Source organism: Mangrovivirga cuniculi (genome assembly GCF_005166025.1).
Lineage (GTDB): Bacteria > Bacteroidota > Bacteroidia > Cytophagales > Cyclobacteriaceae > Mangrovivirga > Mangrovivirga cuniculi.
Genome location: NZ_CP028923.1, coordinates 2,417,840 through 2,439,164, shown reverse-complemented (window position 1 = coordinate 2,439,164; position 21,325 = coordinate 2,417,840). Strand labels below are relative to the sequence as shown.

The window sequence follows — 21,325 nt, the reverse complement described above, 5'->3', positions numbered from 1 at the left end:
GAAAAAGCATCCAAAAAGTATAAAGTACTTAATATATATGCTATTAAATACCCTTGATATTGAACAATTTTTAATAGCTCAATAACTTATATTTTACTTATCCAAATATTTAGATTTTTGCAAAAGTGTTATTGATTGCTTTTAATAAATGTGTAATTGACTGACCGTTTAATAAAAATAGTGCCGTTAATCACTCCTCAAACAGATTTTTAATATAATCTTTGCTCTTATCCAGTAAAGAATCTAATTGGTAGGAATTTTCTTTCTCTTTTTTGATCAAATTGATCGTATCTCCGGAATTTATATATTCATTTCCCTTACCAAGAGTAACAGCAATAACTTTAGTACCAAATAGGTATGTATTTTCAACTTTGAACTTTGAGTCAGCAGCCAATTTAGGTACTTCATCCAGATCTAACTTTATAATTATCTCTCCCTGGTTGTTAATACCAATATCATCAACCTTTCCAATCTGAAAATCTTTTACAAGCACCCTGGATTCGGTTGTGAGACCGTTTACCTTTTCGGTTTTTAGATAAATTATTCTATCACTTTTGAAGCAGGATATCAGTAAAAGAAGAATAAATATTATATTAAGAGAAATAAGGTATTTTTTCATGTAGTAAATGGTATTAAATAACTCCCAATTATTTATTCTATATTAAAAAAAGCCCATAATAATTTGATGATCGACAAATTTAAGACATACATTTTATTATGTGGGAAAATGATAATTCTTAACCTTAAATAAACTTTTAGAAAAAACAATATATTAATTCTCATTAAAAAATTTCATATAAACCAATTAAGGTTTAAAATAAATATTTAGTGAAATCAATCTTAAAGAATAAATAAATCTGTAAGAATTTACTTGAAAGGGTGTTTTTCATTAAGAATTTTAATCTTAGAAAAGATTATTATAACTAGAAATCTCAAGTACTCTATTTTTATTTCTCTAAATTATAATTCTCAATTAATAAAAATGTCTCATCTAAAATTTTTGAACGTTCATCAATATTATCCTTCAAATAATCATACTCATCCGTTAAGTTTTTCCTTGCCATGTTATTAGAATATTGTGCCTTCAGGAAATTTTTTCTTTTAAAATATATCTCAGCTGAAGTATCCCAAAAATCCGAATTAGTTGAATCAATATTTAAAGATGTAATTGAAAAGTCTAATGCTGCATCTAGATTTAGGTCAAAAAGCGCTAAATACCAGGCTATTTCATTAAGCCTATTTCCTTGATCATATTCAGATAGATCTGATTTTAAAATACATTCTTCTATTTTAGTAAAAATATTATCAGAATAGCGGATGTTTAAAGAATCTTCGTTAATATTTATAGTGCTATTACAATTAATATTTTTTAAATAATATTTATAATCTTTTAAAGCTAGTTCTGTATTTCCAAGACTTTCATAAATTAATCCCCTAAACATATGGTAATTTAAATCCGTTGGGTAAATTTCTAAATATTTATTTAAATACAACAAAGCAGCAGATAAATTTTGAAGATTTATGTAATAGAGATAATTGAAATTTAACTCAAAAAGCAATTCCGATTTAGAAATTAATTTTGAATTGTACGCACTATTTAAAACCATAATAACTTCTTTATGATTGTCTATTTCTCTATAACATTCGGATAAATAATAATATGGTTCATAGACTCCTTTATCGATTGCCTTTTTTAAATATTTAATAGCTTCCCTGTAACTTTCATTATTATAAAAAAATAAACCGATTTTGTAAAAAGGTAGATAAGAATTAGAATCAACTAATAAAGCTTTTTTGTAATAATATAATGAAGAATCATAAACAATATCACCTGCGATTATATATAGTTGACTAAGTTCACGAGGATTACTAATTCTATTTACTACATTATCAAAAATATCTTTATAATATCTATCTTTAAATTCAGATAAATATAATAAATTTAAGTATGCAATTATTGAAATATATTTCCCCGAGCTTTCATCATAATAATCAAGAAAATTATCAAGTTTTGATCTAATTCTATGAATAGAAAATTCTGACCAATTTTCATTTAATAATAACATAAAATCAACATATAAAGTAGTTACTGAAGATTCATCTATTTTACTGAAATCTCTAAGATTACTATCAATAAGATTAAGTAATTCATAAGTAAATTCCTGTTCTTCATCACTAGTACCACCTATCTTGTCAATAATTTCTTTGTATAGATATAGATTTTTTTCATCATTCTTTAAAGCCTTATCATAGTATCGAAGTATTTGAGCGAAATCTTGTTTATTGAATAATAAGTCAAAAAGACCTGCATAGGATAAACCAAAATTTGGAGAAGTGTTAATAGATGATTTATATAATTCCATAGCTTTAGTAAAATTCGCAGTAGTATCTAACAAAAAAATCATAACATTATCATTTTTTATCAATCTATTTCCATTAGTTTTACCAGTTGTTTTTAAATTTTCTTGCTTTTCTTTTTTACTGTTATAAGGTTCATTTGGCAATAAATCCATATAGAATAAATTGAATAAACTATTAGAATAATATGATGAAGAAAAATATTCTCCTTTAATAAAATCTTCAACTGCTTTTTGCTTTAGGCGAAGTCTATTATTAAGAATATTTGCTTCTTTGAGTAAATTATCATTTTTTTGTTTCTCTTTAGACAAAGTTTCTATAGTTTCATTCAATTTGTAATTAGTGGAATTTAATTTAACTTTTGTAGTTTTTAAATCCTTATTAGTAGCTTCAAGTATTTCGTTTTTTATACGTAAACTTTCATTTAATTCTTTGATTTCAATTGTATAAAACTTATCAGCTATTAATCCCACTAGTAAGACAATTGTCATCACTACAAAAGTATATAAAGTTCTTTTTTTCCTAATATGCCTTTTTCTTGATTTAATCGTAAATTTTATTTCTTCATCAGTTAAATCTAAAATTCCCAAATTTTCTGGTATCAGACTTAGATCCCCTGACTCAATTAAAAACCTTCTAGACTCTTTTGATTTTAGATACTCCTTAAATCTTCTTCTTATTTTATTTTCAGCTAAAATAATTTTATGTTCTTCCTCAGATATTCTAGAAACAATTTTCTCAGCTAATATATCATGGGTAAGCTCAAAACCATCTCCATTAGAATTAATGATTTGATATTTTTTTAATAATTCCAGAGCTAAATATAATTTCTTATCCCTCATAATTTACTAGTGTTATTTGGGTAGTAAACACATTTGGTTCCTTCTTCCGTTATAAAATTCCGTTTTAACAATTCCCATAAATAATGTTCGTCACCAAACTCTCTACCAGCTTTTAATAATTGTTCTTCAAGAAATTGATCTAATATATCCTCAAGATTTGTACTGGTAACTATTTTATTAATGTCAATTGTTTCAAGATTTTTTCTTTCAACTTCATCGAATAATTTTTTCAAATATATCTGCAAATATGGAAGATCTACTTCACCATGATTATCCGAAAGTTCATCAAAAATAGTATCTATATTTTCTCTAGATATTTGACTTTTAAATATTGTTTCAGAAATAATTTCACGTATTACATTTTCTATTTTTTGTTTACCCATTTTCTCCAAACGCATCCTTAGGCCACCATTACCAATATCAGGAATATCATCTTCAAAAAAATTTAACCTACCTAAATATTCTTCTCTTAGAATAAGTATGATCTTGACATATGAACATTGAGTGATAATTTTTTGAAGATCATTTTTAAATTGAGATATTTCATTATCTGTCCCTGAAATAAATATTTCTTCAAATTGATCAAATATCAAAAATAGGGTTTGGTAGGTGGAATGATAAAGTATATCTAACGATTCAACAATTGAAGTTCCTCTACGAATTAAATCTGAACCCTTTTCCCTTATATTTTTCTTCAATGAAATATTTATATCATTCTCCCTTCTAATATAAATATCCAAAAAATCTAATTCACTATACTTTCCTGCAAGACCACATTTCACCAAACTTGTCTTGCCAGTACCAGACTTACCATATAATATCGCTATTCTATGTACAGAAATTAACTTAAATAATTTTTCAATTTCTTCATTTCTACCAAAGAATATTGATTGATCATGTTTTTGGTATGGTTCTAAATATTTTAATGGCCATTTCATAATAAATTTTTTTCAAACATCTCAAATAATTTTTCGCGGTTATTAAATGAAGAAAAGGAATCAAGCTCTTTAAATGCCTTAAGATTTGAATCGGTGGCAAAATTTAAAGATTTATACCAATATGAGCCATTTTCTTTTTTTACAAAAATCCGTGGGTCAGGATTACTAATGGCTCCATCTCTAACAGCAAAAGCTTGGCAATCAACAAAAAAGGGCCATAAATTTATATACTTATCAGTTCCGAATTCCTTGTTTTTAAATAATAATATAGAATTACTATTTCTAGGTTTTTCCCATATCAACCGAATGTTTTTTATAGACTCCCTGTAGGGCTCGAGTCTTTCACCATGCAGCAGACTACCTTCATGATAATAATAAGGTTGAGATTCATATTTTCGATAAATCACATCTATTAGCCTTACAGAGATATATGAATATTCAGTTAAAAATGATAAGTATCCAATTAAATTAATTAATAGATCATAAAATTTTTGTTCCTCCAAATCATTTTCTTCCAATAAAGAATCCATTTTAATAAATAATTTCCTCAAACTATCTGACCATCTATTTGATTCATTAAAAACCAATTCATTAGGAACCCTATTTAAATAATTTGTTATTATATCTATTATTTTCACATAGTCTCTATTCTGTGAATCAAGAATTTGATTAATAAGACCAGTACTCTTTATATTCTTCACCTGTAAATATTGAGAGAGAAAAGAAAAGCATAATAATTCTTTAATTATTAAATAAAAATGTTTTAAATAATGACCTTTTATAATATCAGATTTTGGTAAAAGATTTTTTAAATGATAGCTTATAAAGAAGGGAAACGATTCTAAAATTTTAATTTTTCTCTCGGAAAAAGACCTAAAGCCTGTATAGTTTGGATTCACTTTAATTAATTCCTCAAAAATAAAATTTAAATTATCTTCATCAGCTATTGTTTGTTTGCTCTTTTTATTAGCGTTGAAGGCTATATTTCTAATAAATTCCTTATTACCTATTTCTCCTCTTCGCTGCCTTCTTGGCTGCTGTGAATTTAATTTTTGGTCTATAAAATCATAAATATCATCTAATGTCAAATATTTTTCACCACCAGGAATTCCATTTTCCAAAACATTTAAAAACTCTCTCGTAAAAATAGAATTCTCTTCACCAACAGGATATATCGATTTGGAATCAGATGCTGAGGAAACTATAACATATTGATTATGCATAGTTAAATCTTCGACCACCCTATCACTAAAACAACAATCAAGAATAAAAATAAGATTTAAATCTTTTAATCGCCTACCAAATAAGTCATTCAGAAAGGGCACTAGCAAACCTGTATGCTTAAACTCATCATCTGTGTATAGAGTATTTGATAGTACAAGAGCAAAATTTTCATAAGAATCACAAGCACCATGACCTGAAAAATAAAACAGCAAATTTTTTGTGTTCTTTGATTCTAATATTTTAGTTAATTTAATTCTTAGATCATCCTTATTATAAGGGTTAATTTCTATATCAATCTTATCCGGGCTGAACCCATGTTTAATCAATATTTTTCTTAAATCAAACACATTACTTGCTGCTGCAGGTAAATTAGGGAAGCAGGATTCATTATATTTTTCAACACCCACCAAAAAACAATAGGTCTCATTTTGTTTCAACTTTCCCATCCTTACTGTCATTTAAAATTCGCTGAATTTCTTCAGTTAATTTATTTAAATCCTCCATATTGTTAGAATGAATCTCAATCTTTTTACCGTTAGGTACAGTTATAATAATTGACAATTCTTTATTGGAATTTTTAATTGCTTCTTTCTTATTTGCAAGCCAAGCGTGAATCATTCTTATTAAGGCAATAATTACACCTGAATTAATAACTGATACATTTAAAATTTCTAACCAACTTCCACCACTTTCATATTCCTTCAATTCCTCAAATTCTTGATCAACCTTTTCTATATTTTGATTATGAACAAGATGTTTTTTTAATAATGTAGTTTGGACTTTAGCAAATTGATCATCATTTGAACTAAGTCTTAAATTAACAATAACATCACCCATTTGATTTTTTTTCTATTAATTAATTACTTTAAAGTAAAAGTATCAATACCCAACCTCCGGCATTTTCTCCCTCTTAAACACCTAATAAATATTCACATTCCCCTCTCCTTTCATTATCTTTATGTTGTATTAAATCCGAATCCAAATTATGCGCATTGCACAGCTTTTTACTTTCTTTTGCTTTTCATTTTTCCTGATAACCTCCTGTAATTATCAGAAACAAAATGATTCTAATGACAAGGACAAAGAAGAAAAGGAGGAAGAATCAAAGACTGAAAAAGTATCTGTCCAAGATGTCGAACGAGGTATCCGAGAGAATATCATGGCTAAAACCAAAGAAGGCAATGGCTTCTTTAAATTTAGCAATGACACAACCGATTTCAATTTAAAATTGGTTCGCGTTCATACAGAATACCTCTCTGTTCTTGGCCCAAATGAATTTTTTGCCTGTGTAGACCTGGCTACTGAAAGCGGCGATGTTTACGATGTTGATTTCTTTTTGAAGGGATCAAAAAATGACATGAAAGTGACACGAACGGATCTTCATAAGTTAAATGGAAAACCATACTACACCTGGAAGCAAAATAAAGATAAAACCTGGGTTACCGTACCGGTAGAAAAGGCTTCTAATAAGTTAATGGGGGTTATTGAAGGTCAGGATAATTTTTCTTTTACTTACGAAGCCTCTTTACCTGAAATCGCTGACAATGCTGAAATATGGATTCCGGTCGCACAATCTGATGAATTTCAGACCATCGAAATATTATCAATCGAAACTCCGGGTAAACATAAGATGATCAGTGATCCGGATTTTGATAATTCGATACTCTATATGAATCTTGATCCATCTCATAGCGGTAAAAAGATCAGCATCAATTACCAGGTAAACAGACTGGAAAAAGGACCTTATGAAGAAGATTCTGTTCCGGAAAAATACCTTAAGGCTAATAAGCTACTCCCTATCGGGGATCGTTTTAAGTTAATTGCAGATGAAGCAATTGAAAAGAAAACTGCCTCTACCCCACTCACGAAAGCACGTGCTCTGTACGATCATGTCATAGAAGAAGTACGTTACGCAAAACAAGGTACTTATGGTACCGGAGATGCTGATTATGCCTGTGATTCAAAATCGGGTAATTGCACGGAATTTCACTCATTATTCATTTCCCTGGCACGCTCTGCAGATATTCCTGCTCGTTTTGCCGTTGGTGCTGCGATTCCATCTTCACGTGATGAAGGAGGAGTTAATGGATATCACTGCTGGGCAGAATTTTACGCTGAGGGTAAATGGTGGCCGGTGGATATTAGTGAAGCAGATAAGTACACAGCGCTTGCTACTTATTATTTTGGACATCACCCGGCAAATCGTATTGAATTTAGTCGTGGAAGGGATATCAAACCGGAAATAATGCCACAATCAGGATCGATAAACTTCCTGGCATACCCGGTATTAGAAATAAAAGGTGAACCTGTGCGCGTTGACACTAAGTTCACCTTTAAAAGAGATAATTTAAATATCTGATCGATTAGTTCGAAGGATGCTCATCTCCGTCTTCATCTGAAGATGGATGCTCTCCTTCAGGATGTTCTGCATCATGATCGTGATCTTCGTGAGTGCTATCATTCATGTGCTCCTCTTCCATCGGCATTTCCTCTTCTTCCATTGGCATTTCTTCGTCCATTTGCTCCATTTCGTCTTCATCAGCAGAATCAGTTGATCCTGACCCACAAGAAGCTAAAGTAAATGTCAAAGCAAAAAACAAGGCCAGAACGCTTAAATTTAGTGACTTAAAGTCTTTGATTAATTTTAACATGATTTCAAAAGTTTAGTAACTATTAAAAATGGTTGTTTAAAAGATAAATATAGACTTGTTAAACCTTAAATCAAAAAAGGTTTGCCTCTAAAAGCAAACCTTTCTTAAACATGATTCAGTACTCCATCAATTTTTTACGGTAGCATTCAATTTCTGGAATATTTTTCTATCATAAAGTTGGCTATATAATCCTGATAACTCAATTCCCAACCTTGGGTATTTTTCTCAATTATTTATGAATAATTTAAAGAAGAAAATAACTTAAGTAGGTAGTAATTCCAATTAGAAAAGGTTGGAGAATCTTACCAACACATGTCCCCGGATAATTTAGTTCTCCTAAAAAGGTTTATGAGGATAAAACGTGATTATTTTAGTCGAGCGAAAGATTTTGAATCAGGTTATCCTCGATTCAGAATACAGGTCATATGCGGCAATAAGTGATTCTCTGCCTGTTGCTTCTCCGTAATTATCGTATTGCTTGATCTTCTCCCGTTCTTCGAGATAAACTGGTTTATATATTGAATCTGCTTCATCCCAGATTACCAGCATATAATGGTAGCTCAATTTACTCTCACGGCCTTCTTCAAGCCATTGGTCAAATACTTCTTCATCTAACGATTTTGGAAATCCTAAGCCATCGAACATTTTAATAATAGTTATGTAATTTCTTAAGCAATTTAATTTGCTATGCTTACCTTAGCAACAGAATTTTGATTGAATTATTGTTGATAAAAGCGGACACCTGAAATAGCATTGAAGAACGCACTTACCATATTACTGTTATTTATTTATATTTCACCTCTGCTTAATGAATTTATCAATCCACTAATTCACCTCACTAATCATAGTTTCCAGGGAGAAAATCCCTTTCATTCCCACGAAAAAAATATTACTAAACATCACACGCATCATCATGACCACCATAAGAGAAGTCATTCGCATGATCGGTATTATCTGGAGATATTATTCGATAAGATATCTGAAATAATCAGTGAGAATAAAGATGCGAACACTGTTAATCAAACTTTTCATTTCAGATTTTCAGACCATATAACTGGTTCAGATTTTTCATTTGAACTACTTTTTTTAATCGTTTTAAAAAAATCAAGTTCTAATTATTCAATTCTTTATTCAGGGCTGAGTATTTGCCCTCCAAAACCGCCTCCTATTTCCTAATAATTAATTGAGAATTAATTATTAAGAATTATTAAAAAATCAAAATGAAATATCTACTATATACGATATTCTTTTTGTCGTGGAATACTTTTGCCCAAAATGTAGTAACGGGAAAAGTCTACGATGAAAAGACCAATCAGCCTTTGGCCGGTGTTCACATAATTAATTTGAACAATAATACCATTTATCACTCAGGTAAAAATGGCACCTGGAGAATTCGGGCTAATGCTTCAGACACCTTATTTCTAACTCATGTTGGATACGAACCACATAAAGTAATCGCCAGTGAGGCTTCTAATGTTGCTTTAAAACAATCTACTGCTATGCTCAGCCAGGTGGAAATCAGTGCAAGCAATGAAAGCCCAATGGAAACTATTTCAAGGCTTGATATCGAGCTTCGCAATCCATCAAACAGCCAGGAAATTTTAAGATTGGTACCTGGAGTTTTTATCGCACAACACGCAGGTGGAGGCAAAGCGGAACAGATCTTTACGCGTGGATTTGACATAGACCACGGCACAGACCTGGCATTAAATGTTGATGGAATGCCTGTAAATATGGTTAGTCACGCACATGGACAGGGTTATGCTGATTTACATTTTTTAATTCCGGAATTGGTAAAAGATGTAAACTACCGTTTTGGTCCACATGCGATAGATGAAGGTAATTTTGCTACTGCCGGAGCTATTAATTTTGAAACTATAGATTACCTGGAACAAAACGAGGTCAATGCCTGGGTAGGAAATTTTAACACTTACCGTTTATTTTCAGCCCTGAAACTTTTTGAATCAGAATCTAAAAATCAACAATTTTATATTGCTTCTGAATATTTACTTAATGATGGCCCTTTTGATAATCCTCAAAATTACGATCGAATAAATATTCAGGGAAAATACACCAGTAATACAGAAAATTCGATTTTGTCTATTACGGGTATGTATTTATATTCAGACTGGAATGCCAGTGGCCAAATACCTCCCAGAGCAGTCGAAAATGGAGTAATCGGAAGGTTTGGCAGTCTCGACCCTACTGAAGGCGGGGAAACTTCACGGGCATCCATAATAATAAATAGTGAAACCATTCTTAACACTGACGGTCTAAAGCTTTCTAACGATTATTATATATCTCAATATGATTTCGATCTGTTTTCAAATTTCACTTTTTTTCTGGAAAACCCGGTATACGGCGACCAGATTAGGCAACGTGAAAACAGGCTGCTTTACGGAGGAGAGACTAAGATTCAGACGCCTTTTTATCTAAATAATAACTCTCAATTTAATTTGACTGGTGGAGTGGGATTCAGACAGGATAATTCAGACGATGTAAGTCTTGAAAACACCTATCGTCGAAATACATTTTTGGGGTACCAAATGTTTGGGGATATCCAGGAAACCAACCTGTTTGCGTTTGTTGAAACTAGTTATCTATGGAAAGATTTAACAATTTCATCTGGAATCAGATATGATAATTTCCGTTTTGGATATCTAAATAAATTGGACTCCACGGCATTATTCGAATACCAGGATAATGGAATTTTCTCACCAAAGTTTAAAGTGGCATATAATGTTAGCAGAAAGCTAAAGTTAAGTGCAAATTATAGTTTAGGGTTTCACAGTAATGACTCGCGGGCCATCTTATCAGATAGTGAGTTACCTCTATTACCCAGAGCGAATGGTCTGGATCTGATTGCTCAATGGAAGCCTCTACCAAACTTATTAATCCATGGTGGATTATGGACTTTAGATCTTGAATCCGAATTGGTATATGTTGGTGATGCCGGAATAGTTGAACCCTCCGGAGAAACCACAAGAAAGGGAATTGATTTTGCAGCGCGTTATGATATTATACCTTCTCTGAGGATCGATTTTGACCTTAATGTGACAGAAGCCCGGATGGTAGATGCCCCGAAGGTCAAAACTATGTTCCATTAGCGCCCGCTGTAACTTCTATGGGAGGAATTACTTATAGAAAAAATCAATGGAGAGCCAATCTAAGATATCGATACCTTGGCGACAGACCAGGCGACGAAACCAATACATTAATAGCGGAAGGCTACTTTCTACTGGATTCAAACATTAAGTATGAAAGAGAAAAGTTTTTTGCGACATTAACTTTGGAGAATATTCTCGATGAAGAATGGGCTGAAGCACAATTTGCAACAGAATCAAGACTAAGAGGAGAAGCTCAATCAGTTACTGAAATGAATTTCACACCGGGTTATCCGCTGACTTTCAGAGTCCAGGTAGGTGTAAGGTTTTAAAATTTAATAATATCAAAGCAGCTTCAGATTTAAGCTGCTTTGATATTTAATCTTTAATTAACCTGTAGAATTAGTTGTTGACCAGTAGTGATTAAACCAGGCACATAAAAATCCAGGTTAGCATTAAAAGGACTGTTTGCTGGTACCGTCCAGGTCGCCAGCCATTGTCTTGGAGCTGTTGGAGTAGTATAAATATTCTTAATTACCCCATTCATTTTTAATGGACCATTATAAGTAAATGAGGGGCTATTGGAGCTGTTTGTATAATTTGATCCAAAATATAATGTCACTTGTTTCGAGGTACTGTGAGGATTATACATAGCCAGCGTGATGTCATATTTATGACCGTAATTACCATAGGTTTTTTCTGATGAATCGGAGAGTTTCATAACATAAGTAGCATTTTGATCCTGAAGAAAAACTCCGTTCACTGCAAACTTACTGCTGGTATTCAATGCCAGTCCCAGATAAGAAGTTGAGGATGGTAGAGAAATATTTGTGCTCCCGCTCCACATACCATCTTCATAAACGCCAGCTTCTCTACCATAAGCATTAGGTCCCGGAGAGAAAATATCCCCATTTGCGGGACCACCCTGAGATTTATTGACAGCATCTGTAAAACTCCCCCTGAGGTTACCACAGTATAAACATACGCTCCAGCACTGGCAGTTACTTCAAAACGTCCGTCGACCATTGCTCCTTGTGCCACCGGAAGTTTGGCAACTTCATAAGCTTTATAAGGCTGTAGAGTCACATTCGTGAAAGAATATCTCGGCGTATTATCCAACCAGTCTCTAGAAACATGGTAGCTCTGACCAGTACCAGAACCGTATAAAGGTTTTTCTGAATTAGTGTACATAGAACCCTTTCCGGAAATAGTTATCGAAGAACTATTTGGATTAGTAACCAGAACGTGAACATATTTCTGACTTCCTGATTTATTAATATGAAATAAATAAACAGGAAAAGTGCCTGAAATAGGAGTTGCAGCACCTCCTCTTTGAGCATCGTTGCGGGAATTTTGCATTAACCATCCGGTACCTCTAAATATTTCCGGATTGTTACTTTTCCATATATCTCCCCCGAAAGCTGACCACCGAGATCAACTAAGTTATCCGGAGAAACAATACTGGATATAGTTCCTGATGTCCATTCAGAGGTTGAAACAGTTCGACTAGAAATATCGGAGGTAGAATTGGGATGGATAATCCGGATCTTTTCATCTTTTGATATTGGCTCTTCTTCACAGCTTGTAAAAACGAAAACGCAAAAAACCAACACAGCTAATTGCACGAATTTGAATAATTTAATCATGATTATTTTGGTTAAATAGTTAAATAAATCCGCACAACTATCTATTAAACAATAAGATAAGAATATTTTTATTTAACCAAAACTTAATTTAAAAAATTATTTAGTTTCGTAAAATTATTAATTAATTAAGAAATTACTCAATCCACGCAATTTTCACCAGGTCATCAGTTTCCATTCGGAAGTTACCAAATCGTGTTCCTCCCCTTACAAGAATAGCTGGTGGTAACTCCGGAACTACCACCTCTCCATAGTCTTTTTTATCCGAACTGGTAATCACATGACTGGCCAACCGCACCTCTACGATCTCACCATTTTTCTTAATCAACTGTATTTTTGATCCAAGTGGAATATCCTTTATCGCATCTTCAACTTCTTGCTTTGTCATAATCTAAAGTATTTACCTATTAAAACAGCATTAGATGCAATTTTGTTATCCACTATAAATAATTATCAATTCAGGTTATAATTATTTAAATCCCTCACTATCAAAGTCCTCGTTTATTAAAAAAAATTTAATTGCATAAACAGACAACTTACAGACTCGAAAAAAGTATAGAAATAGAACGTAATTATAACATTACTTCAAGAATAAGTATTTCAAATAGGTAAATTGAATATATCTGTATCAAAATAAATCACTGCTCAAAGCTGGAAAAATACATAAAGTGACTAAAGAAAAGAAAGACCATATACTATTGATACTAATTCTAGGACTACTAACCACGGTAGGTCCATTTTCAATCGATATGTACCTCCCTGCTTTTAGCGATATTGCTCAAGATATGGATACTAATATCAGCCGTGTTCCACTTACTCTTTCTAGTTTCTTTATCGGACTGGCTGTAGGACAATTAATCTATGGCCCAATCCTTGAACGCTTCGGGAGAAAAAAACCTATCTATACAGGAATGTTGATCTATGTCTTGGCAAGCATAGCCTGTGCTCTTTCCTCAAGTCTTGAGGAGATGATCGTTTACAGATTTTTCCAGGCACTGGGAAGTTGTGCAGGATTAGTTTCTGCCAGGGCTATTGTTAGAGATCTGTTTAAAGGAAAAAAAGTCGCTAAAATATTTTCTACCCTGATCATGGTGGTGGCGATCTCTCCTATCATCGCTCCGACAGCCGGTGGTTTATTAAATGCCCAATTTGGTTGGAGATCTATCTTTATTGTCCTGGGTATAATGTCAATATTAATTCTGATCGGAGCAATATTTATTCTACCAGAAACTAAATCCAGTGACAAAGGGTATTCCCTAAACTTAATATCAGTGTTCAGGACATATTTTAAGGTTATAAAACACCCTTCATTTATCATTAATGCAATGACTGGTGCTATTGCTTATTCCGGATTGTATGCTTATCTAAGTGGTTCTCCAGAACTATATATGGATGTTTTGGGTCTTACAGAACAACAATATGGATGGATTTTTGCCCTAATCGCAACCGGTTTGATTACTGCGACACAGTTAAACAATAGATTTCTACGTAAAAGAGATATGGATCATATCATCAAACTGGCATTAGCAGCACAGGGATTCGTTGGTTTGATTTTGATGGGTTATACTCTCTTCATGGAACCTGATCTGATTGTTAATACTACTTTGATATTCAGCTTTTTATTTTTTCTTGGATTCATATTTCCCAATGCTTCGGCATTATCTCTTGAGCCTATGGGCCATGTCGCCGGGAATGCCTCAGCCTTAATGGGATCATTGCAAATGCTGGTTGGAGCCGGAGCCTCTGCCCTGGTCGGATTATTCGATTCCAATGCCTATGTGCCTATGACTATCGTAATGGGATTCTGTCCTTTATTAGCTCTTGGATTATTTATGTACGGTCACCAGAGAATAATTCCTGAATATGTAAAACAAAATAGTTAGCAGTTCGAACTACCTGTTTCCGGGAAGCAAACCATTTTGATTAATTGCCTGAGATTTGTTTGGCCTTAATGGAATATGAAGTTCATTCCATGCCATTCCACTAAGTCCTATCAATTTTATTTCATTGCCTGATTGAGCTATTGCAAATAAAAACTTTTTATAGTTTATTCCGCTTATAGAACTATCACCTCTAAGTCCGATCATTCCATTTTTATCAATCTTTTGATATACATTTTCCGCGATAGTGAAATGTAACCTATCCCAGGAACATCCTTTTTGACATTCCAATTTGATCTCATCCCCATTCTTTTCTATTATTATTTCAAATGAATTAGTTGATGAATTATCTTTTTGAGCAATGAGGCTAATATTAATCAGGAATATGAATAAAAAAGAGGCTCTCTTCATAAATGCAAAAGTTTACTGCTATATAATATATCAAACTAATTTTAACGAATCAAATTATAAACCACAGTTTATCGGCCTTTTAATCGTTTTTTGATCCACTTTATTTGTCCATTATGGTTTGATTCGTGTTCACATACATGAAACCATTTACAATAATTATTGGTTGGTCCCCAAGGCCAATCCATATCTCGAGTAAACAACCAGCCATCGTCTCTTTTCTTAAATTCATCAATCGTAGCCTGACGTACTTCTGACAACAAATCCAGATAATCCTGAAGATCATTACCTTTGATTTTATCCCTCGCAGCTTCTCCCAGGTTCATTCCAACATCCCATTTATCTTTAATCGAATGATCCCATGTACCCCATTTCATATTATCAAAGGTATTCAGCTGATAATAGCGTTCTGTGGAAGCCAGATGATAGAGCATTGCACCGATTGAATTTGATTGTTCATCAACCTGGTAATCTAATTCTTCTACAGTCAGTCCTTTTAGCGAATTTAATAACGTTTCCCTCATCCAGTTCATCATTGAATACAATGTTCCTACCTGGTGTGTAAACCCTGGTTTAGGACCAATAATATGAAGATCAGAATCCGATAATATTGATTCATTTTCGGCACTAATAGAAACAAAAGGTAGTCCGGCAATTCCAGCAGTTACGGCAGCAGATTTTAAAAGAAAATTTCTGCGACCATTAGTTTGATTTGTTTTATTCATAGTCAATACATTTTATCTTAAAATAATCATTTTTTCTGAAATGTGAATTTTTATTTTCCTGGATAAATTCAATGAATACCAATGATTATATTTTTATAATTACCTGTAAGTTGGTTATCAGCTAATATTGTAAATCCCCCAATAGAAGGTGATTTTCTACTCCTACTTTAAGATTCTAATAATTTTGCTTTGTAATTTAACGTTAGCCAGCTACCGATCTCGTACATGTTAGTCAGATATAGTAATATTTAAAATACATGTCTTTTTAAAAACATCATCAATTAAAAATTTATTTCAACAGACTTTTAGGATTGTAAATTCTCTCACCCATAATTATAGTATTCACAGTTTCAAGATTTTTTATATCAGTTAAGGGGTTTTGAGATAAAATGATAATATCTGCTACCTTCCCCTCTTCAATCTTGCTGTATTTATCTTCTATATCAAAAAACCTTGGTCCATTAGTTATTGAAGTTAACAAAGCTTCCTGAGGAGTCAACCCTTTGTTTACCAGCATTTGAAGCTCTCCATGAAGAGACTGTCCCGGATAGACAAATGAATTATAAGGACCACAATCTGATCCTGCCATAATAATTATTCCTGCATCGTGCATTCCCCTGATCATTTTACCAAAAATCTCTTCAGCTTTTAATCTGAATGTGCTTCCGGATTCTTTTGCCCTTTTTGCTCTTTCAATACGGCCATTATAGGTCTTTCGTACTCCAGGACCAATAAATCTTAAAAGAGGATCCTGCGAGTGATCTTCATCTGCCAGTCTCGCTAATACTTTTCCGATGTACAATGTTGGGGTAAAAAAGTGTTCCCTGGCACCAAGTTTTTCAAATATTACCTCTGCCAGATCTTCGTTGTAGGTTTCGAGTAATGGAGAAATCATTGAGTATCCTGGATTAGTCTTTTCCAGACTGTCTGCGACCGGAGAACACGCTTTCATTATATAATACAAATGTTCGGTTCCATCCAAACCATATTCTTCTGACTGTAATACATCTGCTGATAAAGGCATATGTCCGGTAACTTTTAATCCAATCTGCTCAGCCTGTTCAATTATCATATAATAAGCTTCTCGGGTAAGGCTACCATCGTAAGTTTTCACATAATCCACTCCTATCGATTTAAGTGAATCCAGAGCTTTTGCCACTTCCTCTGAGTTAGTAACTTTTATTGAGCCTTCCCAGGCCGGATCTTTACCGTCCAGCTTAGGCCCGGGAGTATATATCCTTGGACCATCCATCTGGTTTTTTTTGATCCTTTCTCTCCATTCAATTACTGCCGGAGTAATATCTCCTCCTGCATCACGAACTGTAGTCACTCCATGAGCAAGAAATAATTTCAGCAAATCCTTATTTTCATTTATAAGTGAATCTCCTCCCCGAAAATGAACATGATTATCCCATAGCCCAGGCATAACGTAACTACCTTTAGCATCAATAATTGTATCAGCAGAAAATTCACTTTCCTCTTTTGAATGGATAACTTTCAGAATTGTATCTCCTGAAATAAGTATAGTTCTGTTATGAAAAATCTCACCGGTTTCCACTTTAATTAATGAAGCATTTTTGATAACTACATCAGCATCTTCTAAATAAGGTTTTCCACAGCTAAAAACTATAATAAGTAAAATAGCAGATAAACAAAACCTATCAATTTTATTGGCTTTTAACAATGATTGTACTTTTCTATTCATCTTATTAAGATAATAGAATATTTCATCGATTAAAATTGCCATAACCAAATACGACAAATAAAATATAAGCTTTGTTTATGGCTGATAAAAATATTACTTTTTAAACCAAATAATTTAAGTATACTTTATAAAACTAGCTATATTTAATATCGGTCACTTCCAGTTGAAGCCAGGTCCATAAGCTATTTTCTAATTCCCATTCAGCCTTTAATTCAACAGGGACTGTAACACCTTGAAATTCCCCATATTTTAAAGCAGTAACTATCCAGGGGATTCTCTTAGAGCTTTTATCTGCGCCTTTATACCTGAGTGTTTTAAACTGTTTAAAATGACCGTTTTCATCAAAAACAAAGGTACCGGTAACAGAAACGCCGTAAAGTTCCATAGTTGCTTTAGCAGTAAGATTATCGATCTGCTCCCATATTAGATACTTTTTCGTAGCAGCAATAGGAAACCAGGAAATTTCTGCAAGAAAACGTTGCATTGTACCCTGGTCAATTTTAGGATTATTTTTCTCATTAACGACAGGAAAAATATCAAATAATTTGATCAACATTTCTCCTACCCCATTCTGGAATCTATCCTGTCCTGATACAGTCACCAGTGGATTAATGTTTATTTTAGAGTTCCATTCAAAAAAAGGAGGATCAATAGTAAAATGCTGAATAGCTTTCCCGGAATACCACTTCTTCTGATCAGGCTTTAATTTCATCTGCAGCCTTTGCTTTAACTCTACAGTATTGATACCTTCAATATTCTGTGAATTTGATATTTCCAACCACTTTTTAATAACATTCGGTAGTCTGTTACTTTCCATATATTGCTCTCAAATGTGGACTTTTACTTTTTCTTCGATTAGAGATAATAAGACCTCCTCATAATCTTCATTTTGCATTTTCTCAGCAATTTCATCAGCTTTTTTACGATAATTACTATTATGCATAAGGCCTAATATTTTTGGTTCCAGGTTTTCAGTAGAGATTTTACCTATTTTTATACCCCTGGGGCCTGCCCCTTTTTCATAAATCAATTTATTCCATAAAAACTGGTCTATTATATGAGGCACAATTAAAGTTGGACATCCAAATTTCAAGCCACTATGTGTAGTGCCCGAACCACCGTGATGAATCACCGCATGAACTCTTTTAAGGATCCAGTCATATGGTATATTATTGACAAAAAAGAATAAATCCTGATTGTATTTATCTGGTTCTTGAATACCTCCTGAAGCAGTATTAAATATGGCAGGTATTTTATTTTTAGCAAGTACCTCCATAAATATCCTGGTTTTATTCTCAGGTTCGGGATTAGTCATGCTTCCGAAAGTTATGAACAGAGGCTTTTTATGCCTGGATAAAAAGCTTAATAATTTTTCATCTGGATGCCATTCACTCTGATATTCCCTTTGCCTGTATCCCAGTACTATTGCCCGTTCATCTTTATGATCATCGATCTCGAATAATTGAGGTGAAATAGCATAAAGTAGTCTACGGGTTTTTATAATCCTTTTGATTTCATCATTACTAATATTAAGGTTTTCTATCCACTTTATAGAAGAGGAAATCGTTTTATATAATCCCCAATCTGCCAATTTATAGGTCATCTTATTAAAAAACTCTCCATAATTACTATTAAAAGCAAGATGAGTATGACCTTTAGTGTAATGAATATAAGGAACCGGACTTAACAGCATAGTAGTCCCCGGATTCTTTATTTCCCAAATAACCGGAAAAATAGTTTTAGGGTGATAGACGATTTTGTCAAATTTTTGATTTTCAATTATATCATGCTGAATCAAAAACATTTTTTTACTAGTAGTCCTTCCGATTTTGGCCAGCTTTATATAAGCCAGTATTTTTTTGATTTGGCTAACATCTCCGCCCATTGCCGCCATACCAAGTTCAGTATCTAATAACTCGAGAAACTCGGGACCCAATGATTCGAATTTAAGACCTGCACCATCAACCAATTGCCTGAATTGTTCAGGAAACAAACAAGTAACTTCATGCCCTCTTTTAAGCAGTAATTCACCAATGGCGAGAAAAGGTTCAATATCACCCCGTGTACCAAGTGAAGTAAGAAGTATTTTCATATAAAAAAATTCCAATTACTGAAGGTTATAAGGAAAGTTCGTTATTAATCATGATTCTCCCCACCATTCCTTCACAAAGTTGATTCCGTTTTGACTAAAGACTTTATCGAGAATAAGATCCACTTGTGGTTTGCCTGACTTTCGTGGAATGATCTCTAATTCCTTTGGTAGGTCATAAGCATCTTTATATGATTCTTCCGCATCAACAATTACTTTTCTGACCTCCTTTCTGAAATCATTCAGATCTTCTATAGTCTCTGCCTCTTTAAGACTATCTATCAAACCATCAAAATCTGAACCGATGGAAATGAAATCCCAGCCACTTTTATTATGCCTTTCTTTCTTATCAAGTTGATCAATTACCCTTGCTGTATGAAGTAATGTAAAACAATACAGATAAAGCTCTCTTTCTTTTCTTCCGGCAATTCCTAAAAATCCTTCTTCCTCACTGACTTCAACAGGTATTTCATTTAATGGTATGATCTTTTTGGCCTCCTCGGGAAATAAAAGAGCAAAATCGTCTTTGGACATATAGTCGTATTCTTCATCATTATGCCGTTTATTGAAGTTTTCAAATCCAAGAATACGTGCATCAAGACTTATACCAATTAATCCGTTGCTCTGGGCTATTTCTTCGATATCATCGTCACATAAATTGATTGTCATCGGATTGAAATAAACGTTATCTATACCCAGTCCCTCAGGAATCTTCATTTTTCGATGCCTGTCAAATCTGATTCTTACTGAAAACTCCAGTCCTTTTTCAAAACCTATCTCACCAAACAGGTCTGTCATTTCCGAAAATCGATAACCGGAAATCCCCATATGTGTAGCAATAATAGGCCACCAGGCATTGCCCTCTTTTTCTTTACTTTTGAATGTTTCATCATTCAGCAGATCTTTTCTTTCCTTATAAAAGTCAAACCTGCTTTTGAGACTCATATGCTTAATATCGATCAATATTGGATAGTCGTTGGATGAGCAATCCATTAATTCACGGATCACTTTTTTGCCTTTTCTACTAAGTCCCGGTATCGACGGAACAGCTTCTGTTACTTTACTGGCTTTCACTAACTTAAACCCAAATGCATGACTACATAATGACGCTCTGGGTACATGGGATAAGTGAGTTAGAGTTAAATACAAAAAATCATACCCATAATCCTTATCGCGGTATTCTTTGACCTTATCCAGAATAGTTCCTTTTGGAAAAGGATCATTAATTGATTCAGCGATCAAATTATGTCCGCCTTCTATAGCCATGACCAGGTTCAGTTTTTTGGAGTCCATCTTAAGCCTGTTGTTAGCTCCACCCTTCCTCGTTAATATTTTTATCAGCGAATTAGTCTTATTTGGATATCCTGAAGCCCAACCATAAAAGTTTAACTCCCTTTCAAACAAGAAATTATAATTTTCATCATTCCGGATAAAATCAAAAATTCTGTTATCAAGTGGTGCGATCACATCCCGATCAAACAAATCAAGTTCCAATAGCTTTAATACCCCTCTCTTAGATGCAAAAACATACTCCGGGGTAATAACATTTGCTATACCAAGGCTTACTCCTCCTTTTATTGATTGGGAAACTGAAGCCTGGCTATTTAAAATTCGGCTCAACAGATCGTTTAAAGTGGCTCCCAAAGGCGGAAGTTGTACCGGATGAGAATACGTGTCATTTTTTAATTCCTCTACATCATAATTGGAGAGAAATTGTTTTCCTAAAGGGTGAAAATGAAAATCAAACATGTTGGCCTT

General features: G+C 33.2%; 21 protein-coding genes. 4 read left to right on the top strand and 17 right to left on the bottom strand.

Annotation, left to right across the window (positions count from 1 at the left end; genetic code table 11):
• Positions 1-190 precede the first annotated feature (190 nt).
• The 5 genes from DCC35_RS10700 to DCC35_RS10680 all read right to left on the bottom strand — a co-directional run bounded on the left by DCC35_RS10700 (position 191) and on the right by DCC35_RS10680 (position 6,199).
• On the bottom strand, positions 191-619 hold the full coding sequence (locus tag DCC35_RS10700; RefSeq protein ID WP_137090785.1) for an MlaD family protein: 429 nt from the start codon (positions 617-619) through the stop codon (positions 191-193).
• Positions 620-947: 328 nt separating this feature from the next.
• A complete protein-coding gene (locus tag DCC35_RS10695; protein ID WP_137090784.1) occupies positions 948-3,200 on the bottom strand; it encodes a tetratricopeptide repeat protein in 2,253 nt (750 codons plus the stop codon).
• The gene (locus DCC35_RS10690) at positions 3,197-4,138 is read right to left on the bottom strand and encodes an nSTAND1 domain-containing NTPase (RefSeq protein ID WP_137090783.1); all 942 of its coding nucleotides are present in this window, start codon (positions 4,136-4,138) and stop codon (positions 3,197-3,199) included. Before DCC35_RS10690 ends, DCC35_RS10695 begins: the two co-directional genes overlap by 4 nt.
• Complete coding sequence (locus DCC35_RS10685; RefSeq protein ID WP_175402786.1) at positions 4,135-5,808, bottom strand: caspase family protein; 1,674 nt, start codon at positions 5,806-5,808, stop codon at positions 4,135-4,137. The genes DCC35_RS10690 and DCC35_RS10685 overlap by 4 nt, the downstream gene beginning before the upstream one ends.
• Positions 5,786-6,199, bottom strand: a complete 414-nt coding sequence (locus DCC35_RS10680) for an effector-associated constant component EACC1 (RefSeq protein WP_137090781.1) — start codon at positions 6,197-6,199, stop codon at positions 5,786-5,788. Before DCC35_RS10680 ends, DCC35_RS10685 begins: the two co-directional genes overlap by 23 nt.
• Positions 6,200-6,347: 148 nt before the next feature.
• On the opposite strand from DCC35_RS10680, the gene DCC35_RS10675 reads away from it, so the two are divergent.
• Positions 6,348-7,721, top strand: coding sequence for a transglutaminase-like domain-containing protein (locus tag DCC35_RS10675; protein ID WP_137090780.1), 1,374 nt, complete (start codon positions 6,348-6,350; stop codon positions 7,719-7,721).
• A 4-nt stretch (positions 7,722-7,725) separates the two neighbouring features.
• On the opposite strand, the gene DCC35_RS10670 is transcribed toward DCC35_RS10675, so the two are convergent.
• Positions 7,726-8,013: a hypothetical protein gene (locus DCC35_RS10670; protein WP_137090779.1), complete on the bottom strand. Its 288-nt coding sequence runs from the start codon at positions 8,011-8,013 to the stop codon at positions 7,726-7,728.
• A 393-nt stretch (positions 8,014-8,406) separates the two neighbouring features.
• Positions 8,407-8,658, bottom strand: a complete 252-nt coding sequence (locus tag DCC35_RS10665) for a hypothetical protein (RefSeq protein ID WP_137090778.1) — start codon at positions 8,656-8,658, stop codon at positions 8,407-8,409.
• Positions 8,659-9,233: 575 nt separating this feature from the next.
• Between DCC35_RS10665 and DCC35_RS10660 the strand changes: the two genes are divergently transcribed.
• Both DCC35_RS10660 and DCC35_RS10655 read left to right on the top strand, forming a co-directional pair.
• Entirely contained in the window at positions 9,234-11,120 is a 1,887-nt protein-coding gene (locus DCC35_RS10660; protein WP_137090777.1) for a TonB-dependent receptor, read from the top strand.
• Positions 11,121-11,137: 17 nt separating this feature from the next.
• Positions 11,138-11,449, top strand: a complete 312-nt coding sequence (locus DCC35_RS10655) for a hypothetical protein (protein WP_137090776.1) — start codon at positions 11,138-11,140, stop codon at positions 11,447-11,449.
• Positions 11,450-11,502: 53 nt separating this feature from the next.
• Here the strand turns inward: DCC35_RS10655 and DCC35_RS10650 are convergent, their stop codons facing one another.
• From DCC35_RS10650 to DCC35_RS10640, 4 genes are all read right to left on the bottom strand, one after another.
• Entirely contained in the window at positions 11,503-11,964 is a 462-nt protein-coding gene (locus DCC35_RS10650; RefSeq protein ID WP_246069992.1) for a DUF3370 family protein, read from the bottom strand.
• Positions 11,901-12,476, bottom strand: a complete 576-nt coding sequence (locus DCC35_RS21240; protein WP_246069991.1) for a hypothetical protein — start codon at positions 12,474-12,476, stop codon at positions 11,901-11,903. Before DCC35_RS21240 ends, DCC35_RS10650 begins: the two co-directional genes overlap by 64 nt.
• A complete protein-coding gene (locus DCC35_RS10645) occupies positions 12,476-12,763 on the bottom strand; it encodes a hypothetical protein (RefSeq protein ID WP_137090774.1) in 288 nt (95 codons plus the stop codon). The genes DCC35_RS21240 and DCC35_RS10645 overlap by 1 nt, the downstream gene beginning before the upstream one ends.
• Before the next feature lie 133 nt (positions 12,764-12,896).
• Positions 12,897-13,148, bottom strand: coding sequence for a hypothetical protein (locus tag DCC35_RS10640; protein ID WP_137090773.1), 252 nt, complete (start codon positions 13,146-13,148; stop codon positions 12,897-12,899).
• 280 nt (positions 13,149-13,428) lie between these two features.
• Here DCC35_RS10640 and DCC35_RS10635 point away from each other — a divergent pair, with 280 nt between their 5' ends.
• Entirely contained in the window at positions 13,429-14,643 is a 1,215-nt protein-coding gene (locus tag DCC35_RS10635) for a multidrug effflux MFS transporter (protein ID WP_137090772.1), read from the top strand.
• A 9-nt stretch (positions 14,644-14,652) separates the two neighbouring features.
• Here DCC35_RS10635 and DCC35_RS10630 read toward each other — a convergent pair whose 3' ends face one another.
• From DCC35_RS10630 to DCC35_RS10605, 6 genes are all read right to left on the bottom strand, one after another.
• Positions 14,653-15,051 carry a hypothetical protein gene (locus tag DCC35_RS10630; protein WP_137090771.1) on the bottom strand — a complete coding sequence of 133 codons (399 nt, stop codon included), beginning with the start codon at positions 15,049-15,051 and terminating at the stop codon, positions 14,653-14,655.
• A 68-nt stretch (positions 15,052-15,119) separates the two neighbouring features.
• Positions 15,120-15,773 carry a DinB family protein gene (locus tag DCC35_RS10625; protein ID WP_137090770.1) on the bottom strand — a complete coding sequence of 218 codons (654 nt, stop codon included), beginning with the start codon at positions 15,771-15,773 and terminating at the stop codon, positions 15,120-15,122.
• 289 nt (positions 15,774-16,062) lie between these two features.
• On the bottom strand, positions 16,063-17,478 hold the full coding sequence (locus DCC35_RS10620) for an amidohydrolase family protein (RefSeq protein WP_137092631.1): 1,416 nt from the start codon (positions 17,476-17,478) through the stop codon (positions 16,063-16,065).
• A 133-nt stretch (positions 17,479-17,611) separates the two neighbouring features.
• A complete protein-coding gene (locus DCC35_RS10615; protein ID WP_137090769.1) occupies positions 17,612-18,295 on the bottom strand; it encodes a DUF6920 family protein in 684 nt (227 codons plus the stop codon).
• 9 nt (positions 18,296-18,304) lie between these two features.
• The gene (locus tag DCC35_RS10610; RefSeq protein ID WP_137090768.1) at positions 18,305-19,570 is read right to left on the bottom strand and encodes a glycosyltransferase; all 1,266 of its coding nucleotides are present in this window, start codon (positions 19,568-19,570) and stop codon (positions 18,305-18,307) included.
• A 48-nt stretch (positions 19,571-19,618) separates the two neighbouring features.
• Positions 19,619-21,316: an amidohydrolase family protein gene (locus DCC35_RS10605; RefSeq protein ID WP_137090767.1), complete on the bottom strand. Its 1,698-nt coding sequence runs from the start codon at positions 21,314-21,316 to the stop codon at positions 19,619-19,621.
• Positions 21,317-21,325: the final 9 nt, after the last annotated feature.

Bases quoted from the DNA above. Each gene is read 5' to 3' on its own strand.
- DCC35_RS10700 (WP_137090785.1), bottom strand. From the start codon at position 619: ATGAAAAAATACCTTATTTCTCTTAATATAATATTTATTCTTCTTTTA.
- DCC35_RS10695 (WP_137090784.1), bottom strand. From the start codon at position 3,200: ATGAGGGATAAGAAATTATATTTAGCTCTGGAATTATTAAAAAAATAT.
- DCC35_RS10690 (WP_137090783.1), bottom strand. From the start codon at position 4,138: ATGAAATGGCCATTAAAATATTTAGAACCATACCAAAAACATGATCAA.
- DCC35_RS10685 (WP_175402786.1), bottom strand. From the start codon at position 5,808: ATGGGAAAGTTGAAACAAAATGAGACCTATTGTTTTTTGGTGGGTGTT.
- DCC35_RS10680 (WP_137090781.1), bottom strand. From the start codon at position 6,199: ATGGGTGATGTTATTGTTAATTTAAGACTTAGTTCAAATGATGATCAA.
- DCC35_RS10675 (WP_137090780.1), top strand. From the start codon at position 6,348: ATGCGCATTGCACAGCTTTTTACTTTCTTTTGCTTTTCATTTTTCCTG.
- DCC35_RS10670 (WP_137090779.1), bottom strand. From the start codon at position 8,013: ATGTTAAAATTAATCAAAGACTTTAAGTCACTAAATTTAAGCGTTCTG.
- DCC35_RS10665 (WP_137090778.1), bottom strand. From the start codon at position 8,658: ATGTTCGATGGCTTAGGATTTCCAAAATCGTTAGATGAAGAAGTATTT.
- DCC35_RS10660 (WP_137090777.1), top strand. From the start codon at position 9,234: ATGAAATATCTACTATATACGATATTCTTTTTGTCGTGGAATACTTTT.
- DCC35_RS10655 (WP_137090776.1), top strand. From the start codon at position 11,138: ATGGGAGGAATTACTTATAGAAAAAATCAATGGAGAGCCAATCTAAGA.
- DCC35_RS10650 (WP_246069992.1), bottom strand. From the start codon at position 11,964: ATGTGGAGCGGGAGCACAAATATTTCTCTACCATCCTCAACTTCTTAT.
- DCC35_RS21240 (WP_246069991.1), bottom strand. From the start codon at position 12,476: ATGCAAAATTCCCGCAACGATGCTCAAAGAGGAGGTGCTGCAACTCCT.
- DCC35_RS10645 (WP_137090774.1), bottom strand. From the start codon at position 12,763: ATGATTAAATTATTCAAATTCGTGCAATTAGCTGTGTTGGTTTTTTGC.
- DCC35_RS10640 (WP_137090773.1), bottom strand. From the start codon at position 13,148: ATGACAAAGCAAGAAGTTGAAGATGCGATAAAGGATATTCCACTTGGA.
- DCC35_RS10630 (WP_137090771.1), bottom strand. From the start codon at position 15,051: ATGAAGAGAGCCTCTTTTTTATTCATATTCCTGATTAATATTAGCCTC.
- DCC35_RS10625 (WP_137090770.1), bottom strand. From the start codon at position 15,773: ATGAATAAAACAAATCAAACTAATGGTCGCAGAAATTTTCTTTTAAAA.
- DCC35_RS10620 (WP_137092631.1), bottom strand. From the start codon at position 17,478: ATGAATAGAAAAGTACAATCATTGTTAAAAGCCAATAAAATTGATAGG.
- DCC35_RS10615 (WP_137090769.1), bottom strand. From the start codon at position 18,295: ATGGAAAGTAACAGACTACCGAATGTTATTAAAAAGTGGTTGGAAATA.
- DCC35_RS10610 (WP_137090768.1), bottom strand. From the start codon at position 19,570: ATGAAAATACTTCTTACTTCACTTGGTACACGGGGTGATATTGAACCT.
- DCC35_RS10605 (WP_137090767.1), bottom strand. From the start codon at position 21,316: ATGTTTGATTTTCATTTTCACCCTTTAGGAAAACAATTTCTCTCCAAT.